Raw genomic sequence first — 20,356 nt, 5'->3', positions numbered from 1 at the left:
ATCCCCAATCACTGTACGACCTTGAAGCCCCCTCACTTAGTGTGACTTTAAACAAAAGTCTAGGCTAGCCGCACCAAAACTTCTCAGCAGCTATGATCTAAGGAATGGTTCAATAATAAATTCACATTCCTCAGAGTTTAACGGATTTGACAGGGTTTCCACGGTCTATTCAAAAGAGGTGGGCCATCCTGTTTTAATCATCAGTATTGCTGACCATTCTATTTTGATGCGTTTAACCTGGTAAAAGTCTGTAGAAAATCCAGCTTAGTCTATTTTCGATATCTTCTTGACAATTGTATTTTCTGCCATTTCTATCAACGCTAAATATACGCCTTGTGGCAAATGACTCATGTCCACTTCCTTTTGATTTGTAGGAGGAATGACCATTTGCCCTGTTGTTGTATAAACTGAAACTTCCGTTTCAATCATCATATCTGTCTTTAAATACAATGGCCCTCTAGTGGGATTGGGGTAAACCCTTACACTTTGCTCCTCTTCTGAAGGAAACGCTACATTACTAAGCACAGCACATGTATCGGAAGGAGAAAAATTATTATCCGCCCAAGTATTAAAATCTTGTAGTAAGCTATCATAGGTATGATATTGAAACTCGTAAGGCCATGGCTCTATGTAACGAATTCCCAATGTTTTGGCTTGCGCAAAAACGGTACTGTACAAACTATCCTGGAATCTTTCTACTTGATCGGACCTGCCAATAACCTGGGCGTATTTATCTCCTTGGAAATTTGAAATATATGTTATTAAATCAGGCTGATAGGAGGTTTTTCCAGAAATCCACCACATTCCTAATCCAACCCGTTCACAGAGCTCCTCCTCATTAACTAGGTCGTTTATGATTGTTGCAGGAACTATCGTGTCTCTGTCTATTTCATGGATTTCAAAAACAATAGGCTTATCAGGAAATGCCTCACCAAACTTCAACACCGTTGCTTTTGCACAAGTGATCCATTGCTCATTGGTGAACCCACTCGAAGTGAAAGCATCCATATCGACCCCATTCAAATGGCCTTCAATACCATTTACTGTCATTTGTGACACATAAACATGCGAGAGTAAGGTATCAGCGGCATACCGCTCCCCTAATGCAGTAATTAAAGCATCGAGTCTTTCTTCTACGATATCATCCCACCATAATGGCAACTTCCAATTTTGGCCTTGGTATTCGAAATCAAAATACCCCGCTCCTAACGTTCCGGTAAGCCACTCGGGGCTACCAAACGCTCCCACTGAAATAGCTAATGCGTATTTCAGTCCAGCAGTTTTAACAATATTGATTTTGTTATCTAGTAAGATAAAATCAATAACTCCGGGCGTAGATTCTATGTTTGACCATTTTTCGGTCAGCAGAATACCTCGAGCATCAGGATGTGAAACGACATTGGGGTTGGTACCGTTCGTGCCTGCAAAACAACCAAGCGGTTTTTCAATAATTTGAGCATCCAAATAGAAGGAGCACAAAAGCAGTGCAAATGATGTACAAAATAATCTCATGGGCGTGTTTTTTCCTAAGACCACTTTGAAGACAAAAGGTTTATTGCCTAAAATATTGATTATTCAACCTTTATAAATGCGCTCGGCCTAGCGATGTGCAGCAGCTACCCGGCACGGGTAGGCCCGAAGGGCTGAGTGAAGAACGAACTGCGCAACGTAGCGCCCCCGTTACTACGGGGGAGGCCCCTAAAAAATAACCTAAGCGCCCTTTTTGTTTCTTCTTACGTAAAAAACCGGTCACACTTGCTACAAAATGAGTAGAAAATAAGCGAAAAACGTACCTTTGCCAAAATTTACGAAGACAGAAGATTTTAGCTACTTCTTTCTTCCCCTAACCAAAGCTAAAAAGCGATATGGCAACGAACAATAACGGTACTGGTTCTCCGACCATCGAAAAGAAAGCTCGGGAAGACCGCTTCCAATTTCATGATCATTATTTGGTGGATGACCTCCTCAATGAAGATCACCGCATGGCACGCGCCGCAGTACGTGATTGGGTAAAACAAGAGGTTTCTCCTATTATTGAAGAATACACAGAGCGTGGCGAATGCCCTACTCACCTTTACAAAGGCTTAGCCGACATCGGCGCTTTTGGGCCTAGTATCCCCGCAGAATACGGTGGTGGCGGTATGGACGAAATCGCCTACGGTGTTATCATGCAAGAGCTGGAGCGTGGCGATTCCGGGATCCGCTCTATGGCGTCTGTGCAAGGGTCGTTGGTGATGTATCCGATTTATCGTTTCGGTTCAGAAGAACAAAAGCGTAAGTACCTCCCCAAATTAGGTAGTGGTGAATTTATCGGTTGCTTTGGCTTGACCGAACCCGATCACGGCTCCAACCCCGACGGGATGGTCACCAATATCAAGGATGATGGTGATGCTTACATCCTCAACGGTGCCAAAATGTGGATCACCAACTCTCCATTGGCCGACGTAGCTGTCGTTTGGGCCAAGGACGAAGAAGGCATTATCCGCGGCTTGATCGTTGAAAAAGGTATGGAAGGCTTTAGTGCTCCGCAAATTCATGGCAAATGGTCATTACGTGCTAGTATCACGGGTGAACTCGTCTTTGAAGATGTGCGTGTACCCAAAGCTAACGTTCTACCTCATGTGCAAGGGTTAAAAGGCCCTCTTTCTTGCCTGAGCAAAGCCCGTTACGGTATTGCCTGGGGAGCTATCGGTGCAGCGCTTGACTGCTATGATTCTGCACTGCGTTACAGCATGGAGCGTGTCCAATTTGGCAAGCCTATTGCCGGTTTCCAGCTCACTCAGAAGAAATTGGCTGAAATGCTTACCGAAATTACCAAAGCTCAGCTGCTTGCCTGGCGATTGGGAACACTGGCCAATAAAGGCGAAGCAACCCCGGCACAGATCAGTATGGCCAAGCGCAATAACGTAGCTATGGCACTGGATGTAGCTCGCGAAGCCCGCCAGATTCATGGTGGTATGGGTATTACCAACGAATATCCGGTGATGCGCCACATGATGAACCTCGAAACAGTACTTACTTACGAAGGTACTCACGACATCCACCTCCTGATCACAGGAATGGCCGTCACGGGAATAAACGCCTTTAAATAGCAATCCCGTAGGTGCGAAGTTTCAAGAAGTGTCTTGGGCTTCGCACCTAAAACATTGTACTTTACCCCCTCCACCTAAGACTTTCATAGCAAAACCTGTACGATTGCCAGCATTTTAGGCCCCTATTCATAACAATTTCGCCCCCCTTGAACGTTATTAGTCCACAATAAGCGTTAATTTTGTCTTCCTTGATGATTTTTAAAAGCACGAAGCCAATGAAATTTGTTTGGCCATTAGCTATGAGTCTACTACTTCTTTCCTTTTTCGCTCCCACTATGGTGACGGCGCAAGGAGAAGTTATCACCCTAGACAACCCTTCTTTCGAAGATATGCCTCGCCATAGCCAGACCCCCCGGTACTGGACTAACTGTGGCCCACTCAGCGAGTCTCCTCCCGATATACAGCCCGAGTTTACCTTCCAGGTAACCAAACCTGCGTATTCTGGGAATACCTATCTCGGAATGGTAGTTCGAGACAACGACACTTGGGAATCCATCGGGCAACTCCTTAGTCAACCCCTCCAAAATGGTGCTTGCTACTCCTTTAGTATCAAGCTCGCACGTTCTTTATCCTACTACAGTGTAAGCCGGGAAAAGAACGTACCAGCCAACTACATAAAGCCCGTAAAATTGCGAATATGGGGAGGTTTCGGTTCTTGTGACAAGCGAGAACTACTCGATGAGTCGCCTTTGATAAGCAACCCTGATTGGAAGGAATTCAATTTCAAATTTGAACCAGGTGCTGATTATTCGCACATCGTGCTGGAGGTTTTCTATCAAACGCCTTCCCTCTTTCCCTATAATGGCAACCTTCTATTGGACGACGCCTCGCAGCTTGAACCAATGCCATGTGCAGAGGAAGTAGTCGAGGGGCCTCAGGATCCCGAGCCTACCGGCCAACCTTTGGCCAGCGTAACTCCCAGGTCTCCTGATCCACAAGTAACGCCGGTACAGCCAGTCACGGAACCACCTGCTAATAATAACCAGGAAACCGCAACCTCTACCCTGGCAGGAGTTAAACGTTCGGAAATGACCGCCGGAAAAACCATCACCCTCGACGATCTTCAGTTTGAGGCAGATAGTTCCCGCATCATTACGGCGTCTCTACCAGCTCTTGAGGAGCTTCGTAACTTCATGGCTAATAACACAGATGTCGTTATCGAGGTAGGTGGCCACACCAACGGCTGGGCCGATGCTCGCTACGCAGAGACACTCTCCACCGCTCGTGCTAAATCAGTAGCCGATTACCTGGTGAGAAAAGGCATACCAAGAAGCAGAGTTCGCTATAAGGGCTACGGCAAAGATGTTCCCATCGACACCAATGAAACCGCTGCCGGACGAAGACGCAACCAACGTGTAGAAATAAAAATTCTGGACGTACGATAAGAAGGAATGCGAATAGGTCGTCTTTCTTTATACGATCAGAAATTTTACTTAAAAGCCCTTTCAGGAAATGATTCTTGACAGGGCTTTTGTTGTTTTGGGGCCGTGCCGGTAGTGGCGTTGCTGCGCAAATGCCACTACGGCACCAGGCTGTCGGTCGCTGTCGCTCCTGCCCATCTTCGTCCTTGCGCCCTCCGGGCACCGGGCTCCAGGCTCCGCCTTTCTCGCTGACTACAAAACGGTGCTATTCCGTTCCTCTCCACCTCCGTGGCCAATTACGCTATCAACATTAACAGAACACGATGACAGTCAAAGCATTAAAATTCAAATCCTAAACTGCCCAAATCTTTCCAAAAGTCGGGATATGATTTTACGACAACATCGGGTTCAGCAACCGCTACCTGAGCATATAGCGCCAATGGAGCAAAAGCCATAGCCATTCGGTGATCTTCGTAAGTGGCAAAAGTTGGAGCCTTCGTCCAGTCGGCTTTGCCTTCGAGCATGAAGTACTCTTTTTGCGAATNCTTAGAAAAACGAGCGGGTAAAGGACTAAAAAAAGAATTGACTTTAGCCAGTTCGGTTTTCAAAGCTGCAATACGGTCCGTTTCTTTGATGCGCAGGGTTTCTAAACCGGTAAACAAGCCTTGCGTTCCTAATCCGGCACAAGTCACTGCCAAAGTTTGGGCAATATCCGGACAAGCAATAAAATCATATTCAAAAAGGGGCGGAGGAGCGGTACCCGCTGCCTTGGTCAACCGCAGCCCTGTTTCATTGAATATCGTCTGCACACCAAAGCTCGTATACATCTCTTGCAAAGCGGAATCTCCCTGGAAACTATCCGCAAATAAGCCATGCAACTGCAGGTCACAACTGTCGCTCAATGCGGCCAAACTATAGTAGTAACTCGCTGCCGACCAATCGGCTTCCACCGTAAAAGCATTCGCCTCATAGGCCTGTGGCTCAACACGGATGACATTCCCCTCCCAAGTGTGTGACACACCAAAGTGCTTCATCAAACCCAGCGTCATTTCAATATAAGGTCGCGAGACAATTTTTCCTTCCAGCTCCAGCCTTATCCCCTGCGGCAATGTCGGCCCCAGCAAGAGCAATGCCGTAATATACTGACTACTCGTACTTGCAGGAATACGGAGGTGTGCATCTTCTCCAAACCCTGCTTGATAACCAATCCGCAAAGGAGGGTAGCCCTCAGCTTCCACATATTCAATCTGGCCACCAAGTGAGCGTAAAGCTTCTACCAGTACGCCGATAGGGCGTTGCTTCATCCGTTCCGAACCAGTGAGTACCTGAGTACCAGGCCGACTTGCCAAATAAGCCGTCAGGAAACGAAAAGTAGTACCCGCTGCGCCCACGTCCAGCACTTCCTCTTTGCTTTTCAGTAAAGCCTCGAGGGTTTCTGTATCCTTGGCATTTGCCAGACGCTTAATTTCGAAAGGTTCCGTACAAAGTGCCTGGATAATCAAAGCACGATTACTAATACTCTTGGAACCCGCCAGTTGAATTTCGCCCTTGAGGTGCCGATCCGGCTTGGATATATGTAGAACGTCCATAGTTGGATATTGATTAAAAAGAGGAAAGCCGCAAAATAGCAGCTTTCCTCTTTGTCCTACCGCATGAGGAAGGACAAATATGATTTTTCTTACAAAATGCAGGCATCTATTCGAAGTCTAAAACCACCTACTAGTGAAGGCCAAACTACTCCTCTTCACGGTTGCCTTCCCGCCACAGTCGCTTGCGTTCACTTTCTTTTTCGTAAGCCCGAATAATCTCTTTCACCAGACGGTGACGTACCACATCATCAGCTGATAGCTTCACCAGTCCGATACCATCGATATTGGTAAGCAAATCAATCGCTTTACGCAAACCCGACTTTTGGCTAAATGGCAAATCTACCTGTGATAAATCGCCAGTAATGATACACTTTGCAGAAGGGCCTAAACGAGTAAGGAACATCTTGATTTGTGCAGTTGAACAGTTTTGCGCTTCATCTAAAATGATGAAAGCATTGTCCAACGTACGCCCACGCATATAAGCTAGCGGAGCAATTTCAATGACCCGCGTATCCATAAACTTCGTCAAAGTCTCTGGTGGTATCATATCATCCAGCGCGTCATACAGAGGCCGCAGATAAGGGTCAATTTTCTCCTTCAGATCACCAGGCAAAAAGCCCAGGCTCTCACCTGCTTCTACGGCAGGTCGCGTCAGGATAATTTTTTTAACCGCCTTATTTTTCAAAGCACGCACGGCCAATGCTACCGCAGTATAGGTTTTACCTGTACCTGCCGGTCCAACAGCAAAAACCACATCATTGATTTCTGCACGATCCACCAAAACCTGCTGGTTGATCGTCTTGGCTTTGATTGGTTTACCGGTGCGGCCGTGCAAGATGGTTTTGGTACCCTTGCCACGCCCCAACTTCGTATCGAAGGGGTTTTCGCCTTTCAACAAATCTTTTACCGTTTGTTCTGTGAGTTCATGGTGTTCCTTGAGTAGGCGCACCATAAGCTCTATACGGCTTTTTGCTTTTTGCGTGAATTTCTTTTCACCTTTGATCTTAACGTTACTTCCCCGGCTGGTGATCGTTACCTCAGGGATAGCATCGCGTACTAAGGTTAAATTTCTGTTTTTTTGACCAAAAAGGGTCAGTGGATCTACTCCATCCACTTGCAGGATAATTTCGCTCAAGTAGTTGTATTCTATATTTAACGAATACGGAAGAGGGTCTTTTGTGACCATTCCATGATTAATGGTAATGAAACGAATGAGCCAACTAAAAGGTTCCATCGTTCTTTGGTAGAAAATGCTATAGACATCCCTACAGAACAAATTTAGCAAAATCAGGCTTAACTATATGTGAAGTTTTCCTTCCTTGGCTTTTTTCCCGGCATAGATCCCCCCTATCCTTAGCTTAAACCGTATTTTACCAGCCCTAAACAGCAAAGAATGAAGTCGCATAAAATTTTCAATGACCCGGTTTATGGATTTATCCAGGTTCCTTACGGCACTTTATTTGATTTGGTCGAACATCCTTTCTTCCAGCGGCTACGGCGAATCAAGCAACTCAGCCTTACCCATTATGTGTACCCCGGAGCACTACACACTCGCTTCCATCATGCACTGGGAGCATTGCACTTGATGCGCCAAACTATTGCAACCCTCAGAGCCAAAGGCATTGACATCAGTTCGGAAGAATCCGAGGCCGTACAAATCGCTATCCTGTTACACGACATTGGCCACGGCCCGTTTTCGCATACCCTGGAACACACCCTGATAAAAGTTCATCACGAAGAGCTGTCTTTGCTTTTCATGGAGAAGCTCAACGAGGAATTCAATGGTGAATTGGCTTTAGCCATGGAGATTTTCCAAGGTCGTTATCACAAACCATTTTTGGCACAACTCGTGTCCAGTCAACTAGACATGGACAGGATGGATTACCTCAACCGCGACAGTTACTTTACTGGCGTCAGCGAAGGGGTTATCGGCTATCACCGTATTATCAAAATGCTGACGGTACATGAAGGGGAACTCGTAGTCGAAGAAAAAGGCATCTACTCTATCGAGCGCTTTCTTACCGCCCGCCGCCTGATGTACTGGCAAGTCTACCTCCATAAGACTGTTTTGGCTGCGGAGTTGATGCTCATCAAAATCATGGAACGTGCTAAAGAATTGATCAGCAAAGGACATCTGCTCCCTGCTCCTTCCGTTCTCCGTTACTTTCTCGAAAATCGTGATCTCTCCAGCACCGACTTCCACACCAAACGTGATGAACTCTTACAGGTCTTTTCCCGACTCGATGATACCGACATTGCGGCAGCCGTCAAAGAGTGGCAAGATAACGAAGACCCTAACCTTTCCTTCCTGGCACGCGGCTTAGCCAATCGACGACTGTTCCGTCTGGAATTTAGTTACGAACCCTTTGCTAAGGAATATGTCGAAAGTATTCGTAAAAAGATCAATGAAGCACCTGGTCTCCCTCCCTCCGCAGCCGACCAACTTGTCATTGAGGGCAAGGAGACCAACACTTCGTATTCTGCTTATAAAGACGAAATAAGTATCCTTATGAAGTCTGGAAAAGTGCTACCAATGTCCGAATTGTCCGACAGTACTGTTTCACCTAGAATGTTTACCAAATATTATCTCTGTTATCCTAAAATTTAGGAACCGTACAAAAATCAGGTCATACCAGAACTATCCGTGGGCTCCCTGTGTTCCATTCCACTACTACCTATGATTTGGACTTTTGAAAAAGTCTCTAACTGAACACTGGTCGCTTCGCGACTTCAAAATAGCCCTCGTCTAGCAGAAGAAATATGATCAAAAACGAAAACCTCCTTATTCTTCTGCTAGCAGCCCTACAGTTTACCCACATCGTAGATTTTATGATCATGATGCCATTGGGCAAACAATTCATGGAGCTTTACGATATCAATCCACAGCAGTTTAGCCTTCTCGTTTCTGCCTATGCATTTGCGGCGTTTGCGGCAGGATTGTTTGGCGCCATGTTTATCGATCGCTTTGATCGGCGCCATGCCTTACTGGTCGTCTATCTAGGGTTTACTATCGGTACCTTGGCCTGTGCTTTTGCGCCCAGCTACGGTATTTTCCTCGCGTCACGAGCTTTTACCGGTGCATTTGGGGGTACCCTGGGGGCACTTATTCTGGCTGTAATTGGCGACATTGTTCCTTTTCAACGACGTGGTGCGGCCATCGGTAAGATCATGATTTCCTTCTCCGCAGCCTCAATTGCGGGGGTGCCTGCGGGTATTTTCTTGGCAGATGAATATGGAACCAGTGCACCGTTCTTGGTGGTTGGTGCACTTTCTTGTGCCTTTTTAGTCCTTTCTTATTTTGTGATTCCTCCGCTACGACATCATTTTCAACAAAAAGACGGGGTCACCATCAACACTAGCCCGCGAGAAATTATCCGGCTCGTCAGTTCCGATCCCAACCAGCTCCGCGCCCTGCTTTTTAGCTTGGTGCTCATGCTGGGGCATTTCACCATCATTCCTTTCATTGCGCCGTATATGCAGCTCAACATTGGCTTTACGTCCAGGGAGGTGGCGCTTCTTTATGCTATTGGAGGCGCTGTAACGGTGATTTGTCTCCCCCTTTTCGGGCGCTTGGCCGACCGGTTTGGGCACATTCTTATATTTACCTTATCAAGCATTTTGGCACTCTTTTCCATTTTTGCTATCACCAATCTACCACCCGTCATTTTGCCTTTGGCACTTATGGCTAGTGCCAGCTTTTTTCTCGTCGCCAGTGGACGTAATGTTCCAGCGACGACCTTGGTCACCTCTGTGGTAAAGCCAGAAAGCCGGGGTAGTTTTATGAGTATTCGGGCCTCCATCAATGAGGCAGGCTTGGCCCTCAGTTCCTTTATTGCAGGGATGATTGTCATCGAAAATCCTGATGGAAGCCTGGGGCATTACCAGTATGTCGGGTATTTTGCGATCATCATGTCGGTCGTTGCCATTATACTGGCGCGTAAGCTGAAGACGGTGTCTTAACGTAAGAACATCGCTCCTTATTTTAAACGTGCCACTCCGTAGGTTGTACCGAAATAAACCAGCAGATGATCTTCATTGATCCAGCGTAAGCCGGTATTTCCACTTATGATCACTTCATTTGTTTTCGCGTCGACTAAGTGGGTCACCACGCCATCCAACAAGCCCCCCTTTGGTAGGATTAATTCTATCCGCATAAATCTGGCTGGTTTTCAGGTATTTGATTTCTCCATCCACTTTGAAAATCGCTAGGTGCCGATACTTTATAGGCAGTACTTCCTCTCNATTCAGGTCAACAAGTCCGGTTTTGTTACCTTCGGTAATGTAGATGTAATCATCTTTTAAGCCCCAGTTTAGGCTGTAATCTGTACTTGTTCGCTGGTAGATGATAGCTCCACTGGTATCGTAAATGGCTAAATTACTCATCAGCTTATCGGCAACCATCAGTTTTCCGCCTTTGCTATCGGGCAAATAGCCCACATTGGCTACTCTGGTAGGATCTGTTGGATAAATGTCTGTAGGAATAATCGTTCGGCCATCAAGATGGACAATCTCGCATTTTCCACTACGCGCACCCACAAAATAGTCTCCTCCTAAGTAGCGAGTAATGGTAAAGGAGCTTACATCGTATAAGGGTTTTCCTTCACCATCCAAATAATAAGTTAGGTTGCCTTTTTTCGCACGAATAACGGTCGAATCTCCTAGCGTTTTTGCTACAAAATCGTATTCACAAGGAAGCGTAATTTCTTCCCTTCACGATTGGCGAAAATCAAGCCTTTGGGACTTTCCATTAGAATCATCTCTTTATCTAATAAAAACCGGGAATAAGAGCTCGTCACATAATCGTAACGAATGGGTTCCTCATCAATAGTAGGATAAAACCATGTTCCGTTGGCATCCGAAAACCAGAGGTTAATCATCTTATCATCGCTATTCTTATCCGGGTTTTCTTCGTAAGTAGTGTAAGTCAAATTCGGCCCCACTATCCAGTCGTAAGCCGCATCGGTTTGCGCAATGAGAAGGAGAGAAGAGAAGGTACATCCAGCTAGTAGCAATAGCCTCATAAGAACGAGTTATATTTTGTTAATCAGCTATGGATTGGGGGAGTGATGCAAAGGTAATTACCTTCTCAGGAAACCAAAGGCTCTATTTTAATTCCTCAAATAACACACCTACATTTTCCTGACTTTTTTATATTTGTAAAAGTGGTCACCTTTCATTTATTTAAAGCACTATATTAATGCGAAACACCGATTGGGATGACAAGAGGCTTCAACAAGCTATCTTAGGGTCTACTAGTGACCGGAATAATGCTTTGCATCATATTTTCACAGATTTATCCTGGAAAAGTATGTCCATAAAATATGTGCGTTCAAAAGGAGGGAATGAACAAGATGGGGAAGATGCCTTTCAAGAAGCTATTATCTTATTCGATCGGAATATTCGACAAAACAGATTTAAAGGAGAAAGCTCTCTACAAACGTATTTTTTTGCCATTGTAAAATGGTATTGGTGGGGCCAGTTCAGGAAAAAACGTCCTCAGGAAGAACTTACTCTACAAAAAGAAGAGTACGTAGAGGGGCCAGACGCACAGCTTATTTCACAAGAGAAAAAATATTATTTACGAGAAGCTTTGAAGCAATTGGGAAGTCGCTGCCAGCAAGTTTTAGAACTGTATCAACTCCACTATTCTATGCAGGAAATAGCCAATACGCTGAAACTAAGTAGTGCTGAGATGGCCAAAAAAGAAGCTTACAGCTGCCGAAAAAAACTTAAAACCTTTTTCGCTAAGCACCCCAATTGGAAAAATTTGGTAAAGTAGGTAACCATGGAGATGAACGAACAACTGTTTGATACAATAGAGCGATACTTGCTAAACGAAATGTCGGTGAATGAAGCCAATAATTTCGAGAAAAAACTAGCAAGTGATCCATCTTTGTCGGAGATGGTAGATATGCAACGTTTAGAACACGAATCCCTGGAGCTTATCCTCGAAGACAAACTCCGGGCTAACATGAAGGGTTGGCAGACGGAACCTCCTCCGCCTACTTCTGGGGGGTATCGCTATTTATGGTTACTAGGAGGTGTACTATTGATTGTAGGAATTGCAGCCTATTGGCGCTGGAGTGGAGACTCCTTACCAACAAAAATAGAGTCTGTCCCTCAAACACCTATTGAAGAACCACAACTCCCCCCTCCTGACTTACCTATTGCCCAAGACCCACCTAATCTGCCTCCTCCTTCTGACCGAGAGGAAGAACCTGAACAAAAACAATCACCTGATTTAAGTAAAGAATATCTTGCTATGGCTACAGGTGCCTATGAATTCCCTCAAGAAATCAACCTTAAAGCATCTGGAGAAGATAACGAGTCCGTTCTAGACGCTGGCATAACAGCCTTTAAAGCCGGAGATTACCCTGTAGCCATTACTGAGTTTAGTCAACTTAAACCTGACATTGGTGAAGCTTATTATGAGCGAGCCCAAGAGCTGCTGGGTCATTCCTATTTTCAAAGTGGGCAATATGCAGCAGCGAGTGAAGTCTTTTCCACAATGGCTGCTGACCAAGAATTCAAAGAAGTACGCCAATATGGCGAATGGTATTCACTACTATCGCTATTACCTGATCATTCTAAGAACAAACAACAAATTGCCTCATTATTAGAACTCATCACCAATGATGATAGACATAACTACCACCAGCAAGGAATTGCACTTGAAAGCAAGTTGCAAAAGCTGAGATAGTTGCCTCATGACTTTGACCATCTAGTATTCTGTCAAACCTAAAAATTCTGGTTGACAGACCACTAGCCGAAATTCAAACTAAGGTATTTTCATCTCTGTCATATCTCCAATTCCAATCATGCTCGCCCAGAAGAAGGGGTGGGTTAATTCAGGGCTTGCTGAATTATTCTTCAAATATTCCATCTTTGCAAACCGTAAGGCTTTATCTTTACTATACCCTTCATCAAGGTATTTATAAAACGCTAGCACTAAATCTTTTGTAGCTCCTTCTTCCACCTTCCAAAGAGTTGTAAAAATGCTCTTTGCGCCAGCATAAGCAAAAGCCCGAGCTAAACTGATGACTCCTTCCCCTTGACGTAATTTACCCCGTCCGGTTTCACAAGCTGATAACACCACCATGTCTGCATTTAACGAAAGGTTATAGAGGTCACGTGCATAAAGCTTAGCAAACTCACTCTCCTTACCAGGCCATCCAAAAGCCAAATAGGCATAGTCTCCTACTCGATCATCAGCTTCTGCATGAGTGGAAAGATGCAATATGCGATACCTAGGCGAAAACGTCAAAAACAACTCAATTGATGCTTCTGAACCGTAATAAGGGTCTCCATTATACAGCTCTGAAATTATTTTAATTTCCTCGCCACTTTCCAGCAGAGCAGATAAAGAATCTTTTAGCACTAAATTAAAATCTTGTAGAGTGGTATCTGTATGTGCCACCAAGGTATCAGCATTACCAACAAAGAAAGGAGCAAAAGCCAGTAGACTGCCCGAAGGTTCTTGGTAATGTACCTTTTCCTTTAGTTCCCGTAAAAGGGTCGTAGAATACGTATAACTGACTTGATGATCATAAACTAAATACTTGTACGAAGTCAAATCATTATAATCATCTGGTTTTTGCTTTAGTAAAGCCTCAAATGGGATATAGCCTAATACCCCATCAGGAACAAAGATTATCTCCTCGGTAAGTTTATTTTCTACCGGTGCTATCAAAAGTTTATAAAGTCGTGTAGCAGCATTTGTATACTTCAACAAAGAGCGTGCATAATTACGCCGACTTTGTTTCGCACCAGGAGCATTATAATAACCAAAAATACCTTCTTGTGTCATATCTGTTACCCACTGCGAAAAAACAGTATCTAGCAATACCTCTTGAATTTCGAAGTTGTTTTTCTGAACCAGAAAAATAAACAAACTCTTATCTCCTATAAAATACTCAACAATAGACTGATTTTCTTCCAATAAGGAATTCTGAACTTCATCTAAAGAAACTGAAGCAAGGTTATACTTAGCTTGATAATAAGCGGCATTTTCTTTTTCTAACTTATTTTTTAATTGTCCGTACTCCTCTCGTAAATCAAAAATAACAGTACTCAATCGAAGAATAGCTGTGTCTATTAAAGTCTCCTCCTCCTCAATTAGTGCTTGCTTTAGCTTTTCTTGTTCCGTGATACTTCTCTGTAATTTCAGTTCTCTCTGGAGGAATTCTTCCGATATTCCTGCAAAATTTTTAGCTTCAGCATCGTTGATTGCTTTTAATAACACAACAGACTTCATAGCTTGCAAGTAGTTAAAAGCATTGATTGCTTTTAGCGGATCGTCCGTATATGCTAACATTGAGCAATAATTACTTAGAAGTAAAGGTATGCTCGTTAACAGTGTATTATCATCTTGTTCTGCTGATCGCAATCGAAAATAGGAATAAGCCTCCAAACTTTTGTTTTGCAGCATAAAAGCTGTATCAAGATACAAAGGGTTACTATTGATTTGATACTCTAAAAAATAAGCCCGGGCGAGTTCGTTCATTGCCCCTAAATAATCAATAGGAATTATTACGTCATCAAGGTTTTCACTATCCTTAACAAACGAATTTTGCTGTACATTCAAGGCTAATACTTCTTTAGCCATTGTATAATTCTCAGCAGCTAAATAAGCTCTACCTAGATTATTTTGTAAAATAAACTTCGAACTTATCATGCCTGACTTTTCGCATAAACTCAGAGATTTTGTGAAATAATGAATTGCACTATCGATAATTCCCTGTTCTTGATAAGTACTTCCTATTATTTGATAAGAATTCGCCAACGCTGGGTAGTCCTTGCCATATAGTTTCTCAAGACCCAATAACCCTAAGTATTGATACTCAAGCGCTTTTTGATAATTTTTCATTCCAGCATATGCAATACCAAGGTTATCATACACCATTAGTAATGACCCTGTAGCCCAATCAAATTGTTCAAAAATAGTAATTGCTTTATGGGAATATTCAACCGCTTTTTCCCAATCCTTAAGCTCCAGATAAGTAACCGCCATATTCATGTAGCTATTTGCAACCTGTGGCGTATTTTCTCCAAATATTCTTATACGCATAAAAAGTGCTTGGTCATGATAAGCGATAGAGCGTTCTAATTTGCCTTTATTCTTATAGCCAATTCCTAGATTAGACAAAAGAGATGCTTTAAGGTGATCATCACCATCCAATACGCTTTCTATTAATTGATATGATTTAGAATGAAAAATGATCGCATTGTCATGATCACCTTTTCTTCCGTAGGTATTGCCAATTAACATGGAAAGCTGAATTTGAAACTGAGTAGTATCAACCTCGGAATTCCCCTCTAATTCCATCACCATACCCTGGTATTGTTCAATAGCTTCGTCAAAAAAACCATACTGAGAATAAAGACTGGCAATATTCATCTTTGTAAATAAAGTTTCCCGGTGCTTTTCCCCGTAATAATCAGATTTCACGGCTAATGATGCGTTGTAATTCTCAACAGCTAAATCAAAATTCCCCATGTCACTGTACATGTTTCCTAAGGAATTATAGCTGTAGGCTATATTGCGCAAATTTTTAGCCGTCGGGAGCGTTTTCTTTGTTATAATGACTGCACTAAATAGTTCAATAGCAGGATCATAATCCCCTAATCCCTTCAGTGCAGCTGCTTTACCTAGCCATGCATCAGCTAAACGTAATGAATCATTTTCATAACCCAATTCACTGTAAATAATAATTGCAGAATCACTATAAACGAGTGCCTTGTTGTTCTCTCTTTGCGAAACACTCTTCAGTGCCTCACTGACATATTGCTGTGCAGTAATCGTATCAGAAGGTGCTAGTGATTGAGCTTGTAATACTTGGACGGTTAGGCAACCGTACAGAAGAATAAAAAATGATAAAAATCGCATATTGTTAATATTAATTGTAGGGTAATAGAATGATTCAAAGTGGCTTTTTACAAGCTATTCATATCTCCAATTCCAATCATACTCGCCCAAAAGAAAGGGTGTTGTAAGCGAATATCTTCCTTATTCTGATCAAGGTATTCTAACTTGGCCAAGTGCAGTGCCCGGTCTTTAGAATGCCCCATTTGTAGGTACTTGTAGAAAAATAGCACCACGTCTTTAGTCGCTTGCTCTTCTACTTTCCAAAGTGTAGTAAAAATACTTTTTGCCCCCGCATAAGCAAAGGCTCGGGCAAGGCTTACGATTCCTTCTCCACGCCTCAACTTACCACGCCCGGTTTCGCAGACCGAAAGCACCACCATATCGGCATTCAAGGAGATATTATAAAGATCGCGGGCATAGAGTTTCGTGAATTTTCCGGCATCATCTGGCCAACCAAAGGCCAAGTAAGCATAATCTCCTACCCGGTCATCTGCTTCTGCATGAGTCGATAGGTGTAGGATCCGATACAAGGGAGCCAACTCTCGAAAAAGCTCTATGGTGGCTGCTGAACCGTAGTACGGTTCTCCTCCCAGCATTTGAGTAATACTTTTCGTTTCTTCTCCGCTTAGGGGTAGAGTGCCTAAGGAATCTTTCAATACCAAAGCGGAACCTAATACAGTAGTATCTATTTGGGCGATCAGCGTATCACTTCGGCCGTTGAAAAATGGTGCAAAAGCGAGCAATTCCTGCTGTGCAGGTACACGGTGCTTTCGTTCACGCATTTCTTTAAGTAAAGTCGCAGAATAACTATAGCTAATTTGATGATCGTATAGTAAATAGGAATAAGCACTTAAGTCATCGTACTCCCTCGGTTCTTCCGTTAGTAATGCCTCAAAAGGCAGGTACCCTAACACACCATCTGGAACAATGATGACCTTTTCGGTTAGTTGATCTTTGACTGGTGCGATTAGTGTTTCGTACAATTTGCTCGCCGCTACACTGTAAGCCTTTAAGGAGCGAGCATAGCTACGCCTGCTTTGGGCCGCCACAGGAGCATTATAATAGCCATAGATACCAGCTTGTGTCATGTCGGTTATCCAGTCCTCGAAAGCGGTGTCCTTCTTAATTTCCTTTACTTCAAAATGATCTTTTTGTACCAAAAAAAGGAACAAGCTACTATCGCCTACAAAGTATTCTACCAAAGATTGATCAGCCTCTATAAGTGAGTCTTGCGCGTAAGCCAGATCCACCGTAGACAAATCATATTTCGCCCGAAAATACTCAGGATATTCTTTCTCCAGATGAACTTTCAAGCTATCGTATTGCTGCCGTAAATCAAAGACGATGCTACCAATTCGCAGTACCGTAGTATCCGTTTCTGTTTTTTCTTCTTCCAGTAGCTGTTGGCGTTGTTTTTCCCGCCAGGTGATATCAATACGCAGGTCGCGTTCTTTAGTCAGCAGGCTATCGGGCAAGTTGGCAAACGCCAAGGCATCGGCAGCTTTCATTTGGGCCTGCAAGCGAGCGGCCTTGCTTTTCTCGGCATAGGTAAAGGTTTGTTCGTAGAGAGCTTGATCCGCATCTACTTTAGCCTTCAGTAAGTTAATACTAATTGCTTGCTCATAGACGGGGTAGTTTTCACTCTGCCAAAAGTTTTTGCTGCCTTCTTCGGTGAGGGTGGATTGTTGGTAATCGAGAGCGGCTAGGGCGGTGGTCGTGTAGTGGTAGGCGGAGTCTATTACACTAACCTTTTTATCATTAAGGATATATTTATGTTTGTAATTTTTTGCTATTAGAAATAAGGAAAGTATCAATTCTTCTTCATAGCCTACTTCTCTTATAATATTTGAGAAATAACTAGAATTAACCAGTGCAGTGTTGTAATAATCCAAAGCTTCATCATGTTTACCTTGAACCTGAAAAATTATCCCAAGATTATTATAACTTTCAATAACGTCAGGATGGCTATCTCCAAATAAGTCTAATCTAATATTTAATGCTTTACGCATTAAACTATCGGCTTTTATGAAATCTCCTTTCAATAAATATATTGTACTAATATTTGCGTAAGACAAGGCTGATTTAGGATGATTTTCTCCATGTATGTCCAACCGAATACTTAAAGCTTTTTGATGAAACATGAGTGCTAAATCATATTTTTCCAAATTCTTATAACTGACACCTAAATTATTATATGAAAATGCAACAATAGAACGATTATTCACAAACTCTTTTTCATTAATTATCAGTGCTTTATTTTCTAATTCAATTGCCCTATTATAATCCCCCAAGGAACCATAAGAAACTCCCATATTTATATAAACTTCAGCTATTTTAGGATGAATATCTCCATGAATACTCAACCTAATATCCAGAGCTTTATGTAAATATTCGAGTGCTAAATAATAATCACCTTGAAGATTTGAATTGTGCCCCAGATTATTATACATCAAAGCTACAGAATCATCCTTTTCTCCAAAGTTATATACATATATTTCTAGAGCTTTTCTTTTGTATTCCTTCGCTTTTAAATAATCTCCAACCTCATCATACAAACTGCCTAGAATATTGTATGTACTAGCTACATATGAATGGTAAAGACCTAAAGATTCTATTTCTACTTCAAGACATTTTTCTGCATATTTTATTGCTAAATCAGTGTGCCCCAAGTTAGAATAGGAGATACTTATATTATAAAAGGGTAAAGAAATTCCTGAATTACCTCCATTACTAATCTTACTGTAGATTTCTATAGATTTCTGAAGGTAAAGAATGGCATTATTATATTCTGCGAGATAATTACATGTGTTTCCTATGTTATTGTAAGCTAGTGCTATTTTAAGATGATCTGGAGAGTAAATTTTCAAGCGAATATCTAAACATTTTTTCTTACTGATTAATGCTCTTTTCAATAATCTTTTTCTTTGGTAAACTACCCCAAACTCATGCCACAAATCCGCCATTTGCACGCACTCCTCCCCCAACACTTGCTCGTAGATTACTCTAGCTTGCTCCCCTTTCATTTCTGCCACTTCCCAGTTCCGCTCGCTCATGGCTTCCTTCATTTCTGAGAAATATTGATTTGCCAAAACCGTATCCGCCAAACTATACGTCACTGAATCTTTCAATACTTGCTCTTGTCCCTCAGCCGAGAACACAATCAAAAAGAAAAGTCCAAAAAAAAGCAATGCGTATCGCATGAGCAAGGGGTTTTAAGCGTTTCTGGAATAAAAATAGTGAGCCTCCCGTAAAAAAAAGAAGGCTCACTGAATAAAATTTGCTCCGTTCTAAACCATATCCCTAATATCGCCCATGGTGGGTATGGATAAAAGGGGCAGCAAGAGCATCTTAGCAATATCTGCCGCATCAGCCGCATCAAAGGAAGTGCGTTCAAACAAGCCCGAAGCGATTTTTCCGAGCTTAAAGGTGAAGATATAGTTCAATGCACTGTTCATACCCATCGCACCGAAAATGCCAATACCAGGAATGAACATGATGGAGTACGAGAGGATTTTACTCCCCGCTACGTAAGCCCCGAACCCCGTGGCGACAGACGTAGCCATCTTGGTAGCGAATTGAAAATCCAGTTCGTGCCCGGAATTACGAGCTACCTTGATGAGCATATTCGCCCAGATACCAGCGATACCAGCTACGTCTACTACGGGAACAAAGAGCCCCGGAACAGCTAAAGCGGCAGCAGCCTGAGAACTGCCTTTAATAATTGACTTTTGATGATTTGGAAGTGCCATGATATTTTGTTTTTTTATTGAGTAATGATTATTTATTTACTGACAATCGTATAAGCGATTATTGTAGTAAACGGCAAGATTGTAAGCATTGATAGCCTGATTGTAACAGGTGTAGCCGTAATTGCTTCCCCAGTAATAGCAAGCCTGGCTATACAACCGTTCGTACTCTCCGTAGTAATAGGTCGCATAGTTATAAGCTGTGCCGCAGCTCATCGTTAGGCCAGTTACCGTATCATAAATTTCGTAGGCCCTATAAAAACGTCGTGCCCAACGAATTATCTTTTTAATCGGCTTAGGGCCTGCTTCTATGTTTTCGGTGATGATTAATGGTTCAGTGTGCGCTTCCGCATTTTTAGGGATAGCAAAGAAGGACAATCCAAGAAACGCTAATAGACAAATCATGTTTTTCATAATAGCAATCAGTAGTGTCCGGTTAAAAAACAAGGAACCTTCATAAGGTTTCTGTTTATCAATAAGTTACAACGGTTTTCTTCGGAAACGATTTGAATCGCCTGCGAAGAAGGCCAAATTAGCGCCCAAAAGAGGGTAGCTAATGAATCGAGGTAAATATGTCTTTGCGCAGTTGATGAGTTTGATCAATCACAAAGAGTTTACCAAGTATGTTGACAAGTACGGCGGTAATTATCGAGTTCGCAATTTCACCTGCTGGCATCAGTTTTTGTGTATGAGCTTTGGCCAG

15 protein-coding genes are annotated in these 20,356 nt (G+C 42.9%); 7 read left to right on the top strand and 8 right to left on the bottom strand.

The window, feature by feature from the left end; genetic code table 11:
- Positions 1–264: 264 nt before the first annotated feature.
- Positions 265–1,512, bottom strand: a complete 1,248-nt coding sequence (locus A3EU_RS0119905; RefSeq protein ID WP_020537960.1) for a T9SS type A sorting domain-containing protein — start codon at positions 1,510–1,512, stop codon at positions 265–267.
- A 353-nt stretch (positions 1,513–1,865) separates the two neighbouring features.
- On the opposite strand from A3EU_RS0119905, the gene A3EU_RS0119900 reads away from it, so the two are divergent.
- Positions 1,866–3,092, top strand: a complete 1,227-nt coding sequence (locus A3EU_RS0119900) for an acyl-CoA dehydrogenase family protein (RefSeq protein ID WP_020537959.1) — start codon at positions 1,866–1,868, stop codon at positions 3,090–3,092.
- 215 nt (positions 3,093–3,307) lie between these two features.
- Positions 3,308–4,477: an OmpA family protein gene (locus A3EU_RS35055; protein ID WP_026211485.1), complete on the top strand. Its 1,170-nt coding sequence runs from the start codon at positions 3,308–3,310 to the stop codon at positions 4,475–4,477.
- Between the two features lie 314 nt (positions 4,478–4,791).
- On the opposite strand, the gene A3EU_RS0119890 is transcribed toward A3EU_RS35055, so the two are convergent.
- Both A3EU_RS0119890 and A3EU_RS0119885 read right to left on the bottom strand, forming a co-directional pair.
- Positions 4,792–6,042 carry a 3-phosphoshikimate 1-carboxyvinyltransferase gene (locus A3EU_RS0119890; protein WP_020537957.1) on the bottom strand — a complete coding sequence of 417 codons (1,251 nt, stop codon included), beginning with the start codon at positions 6,040–6,042 and terminating at the stop codon, positions 4,792–4,794.
- A 145-nt stretch (positions 6,043–6,187) separates the two neighbouring features.
- Positions 6,188–7,276 (bottom strand): PhoH family protein, encoded by a 1,089-nt coding sequence (locus A3EU_RS0119885; RefSeq protein WP_020537956.1) that lies wholly within the window; start codon positions 7,274–7,276, stop codon positions 6,188–6,190.
- 159 nt (positions 7,277–7,435) lie between these two features.
- On the opposite strand from A3EU_RS0119885, the gene A3EU_RS0119880 reads away from it, so the two are divergent.
- Both A3EU_RS0119880 and A3EU_RS0119875 read left to right on the top strand, forming a co-directional pair.
- Positions 7,436–8,650 (top strand): HD domain-containing protein, encoded by a 1,215-nt coding sequence (locus tag A3EU_RS0119880; protein ID WP_020537955.1) that lies wholly within the window; start codon positions 7,436–7,438, stop codon positions 8,648–8,650.
- Between the two features lie 152 nt (positions 8,651–8,802).
- Positions 8,803–10,002, top strand: a complete 1,200-nt coding sequence (locus A3EU_RS0119875; RefSeq protein ID WP_020537954.1) for an MFS transporter — start codon at positions 8,803–8,805, stop codon at positions 10,000–10,002.
- Positions 10,003–10,712: 710 nt separating this feature from the next.
- Here the strand turns inward: A3EU_RS0119875 and A3EU_RS0119865 are convergent.
- On the bottom strand, positions 10,713–11,063 hold the full coding sequence (locus A3EU_RS0119865; RefSeq protein WP_020537952.1) for a hypothetical protein: 351 nt from the start codon (positions 11,061–11,063) through the stop codon (positions 10,713–10,715).
- Positions 11,064–11,239: 176 nt separating this feature from the next.
- Between A3EU_RS0119865 and A3EU_RS0119860 the strand changes: the two genes are divergently transcribed.
- Together A3EU_RS0119860 and A3EU_RS0119855 are read left to right on the top strand one after the other, a co-directional pair.
- Positions 11,240–11,821, top strand: a complete 582-nt coding sequence (locus A3EU_RS0119860) for an RNA polymerase sigma factor (RefSeq protein WP_020537951.1) — start codon at positions 11,240–11,242, stop codon at positions 11,819–11,821.
- A 6-nt stretch (positions 11,822–11,827) separates the two neighbouring features.
- Positions 11,828–12,742, top strand: a complete 915-nt coding sequence (locus tag A3EU_RS0119855) for a hypothetical protein (RefSeq protein WP_020537950.1) — start codon at positions 11,828–11,830, stop codon at positions 12,740–12,742.
- A gap of 78 nt (positions 12,743–12,820) precedes the next feature.
- Here the strand turns inward: A3EU_RS0119855 and A3EU_RS0119850 are convergent, their stop codons facing one another.
- The 4 genes from A3EU_RS0119850 to A3EU_RS0119835 form a co-directional block, all read right to left on the bottom strand.
- Complete coding sequence (locus A3EU_RS0119850) at positions 12,821–15,928, bottom strand: CHAT domain-containing protein (protein ID WP_020537949.1); 3,108 nt, start codon at positions 15,926–15,928, stop codon at positions 12,821–12,823.
- 47 nt (positions 15,929–15,975) lie between these two features.
- Entirely contained in the window at positions 15,976–19,107 is a 3,132-nt protein-coding gene (locus A3EU_RS0119845; protein WP_020537948.1) for a CHAT domain-containing protein, read from the bottom strand.
- Between the two features lie 87 nt (positions 19,108–19,194).
- A complete protein-coding gene (locus tag A3EU_RS0119840; RefSeq protein WP_020537947.1) occupies positions 19,195–19,656 on the bottom strand; it encodes a hypothetical protein in 462 nt (153 codons plus the stop codon).
- Positions 19,657–19,692: 36 nt separating this feature from the next.
- Positions 19,693–20,058 (bottom strand): hypothetical protein, encoded by a 366-nt coding sequence (locus tag A3EU_RS0119835; RefSeq protein ID WP_020537946.1) that lies wholly within the window; start codon positions 20,056–20,058, stop codon positions 19,693–19,695.
- Positions 20,059–20,209: 151 nt separating this feature from the next.
- Between A3EU_RS0119835 and A3EU_RS35570 the strand changes: the two genes are divergently transcribed.
- A partial coding sequence (locus A3EU_RS35570; protein WP_020537459.1) for a DUF4372 domain-containing protein occupies positions 20,210–20,356 on the top strand: 147 nt, incomplete at its 3' end.

This window comes from Lewinella cohaerens DSM 23179 (assembly GCF_000379805.1).
GTDB lineage: Bacteria > Bacteroidota > Bacteroidia > Chitinophagales > Saprospiraceae > Lewinella > Lewinella cohaerens.
The sequence above is the reverse complement of the archived record's forward strand: the minus strand, read 5'-3'. Positions and strand labels throughout refer to the sequence as shown.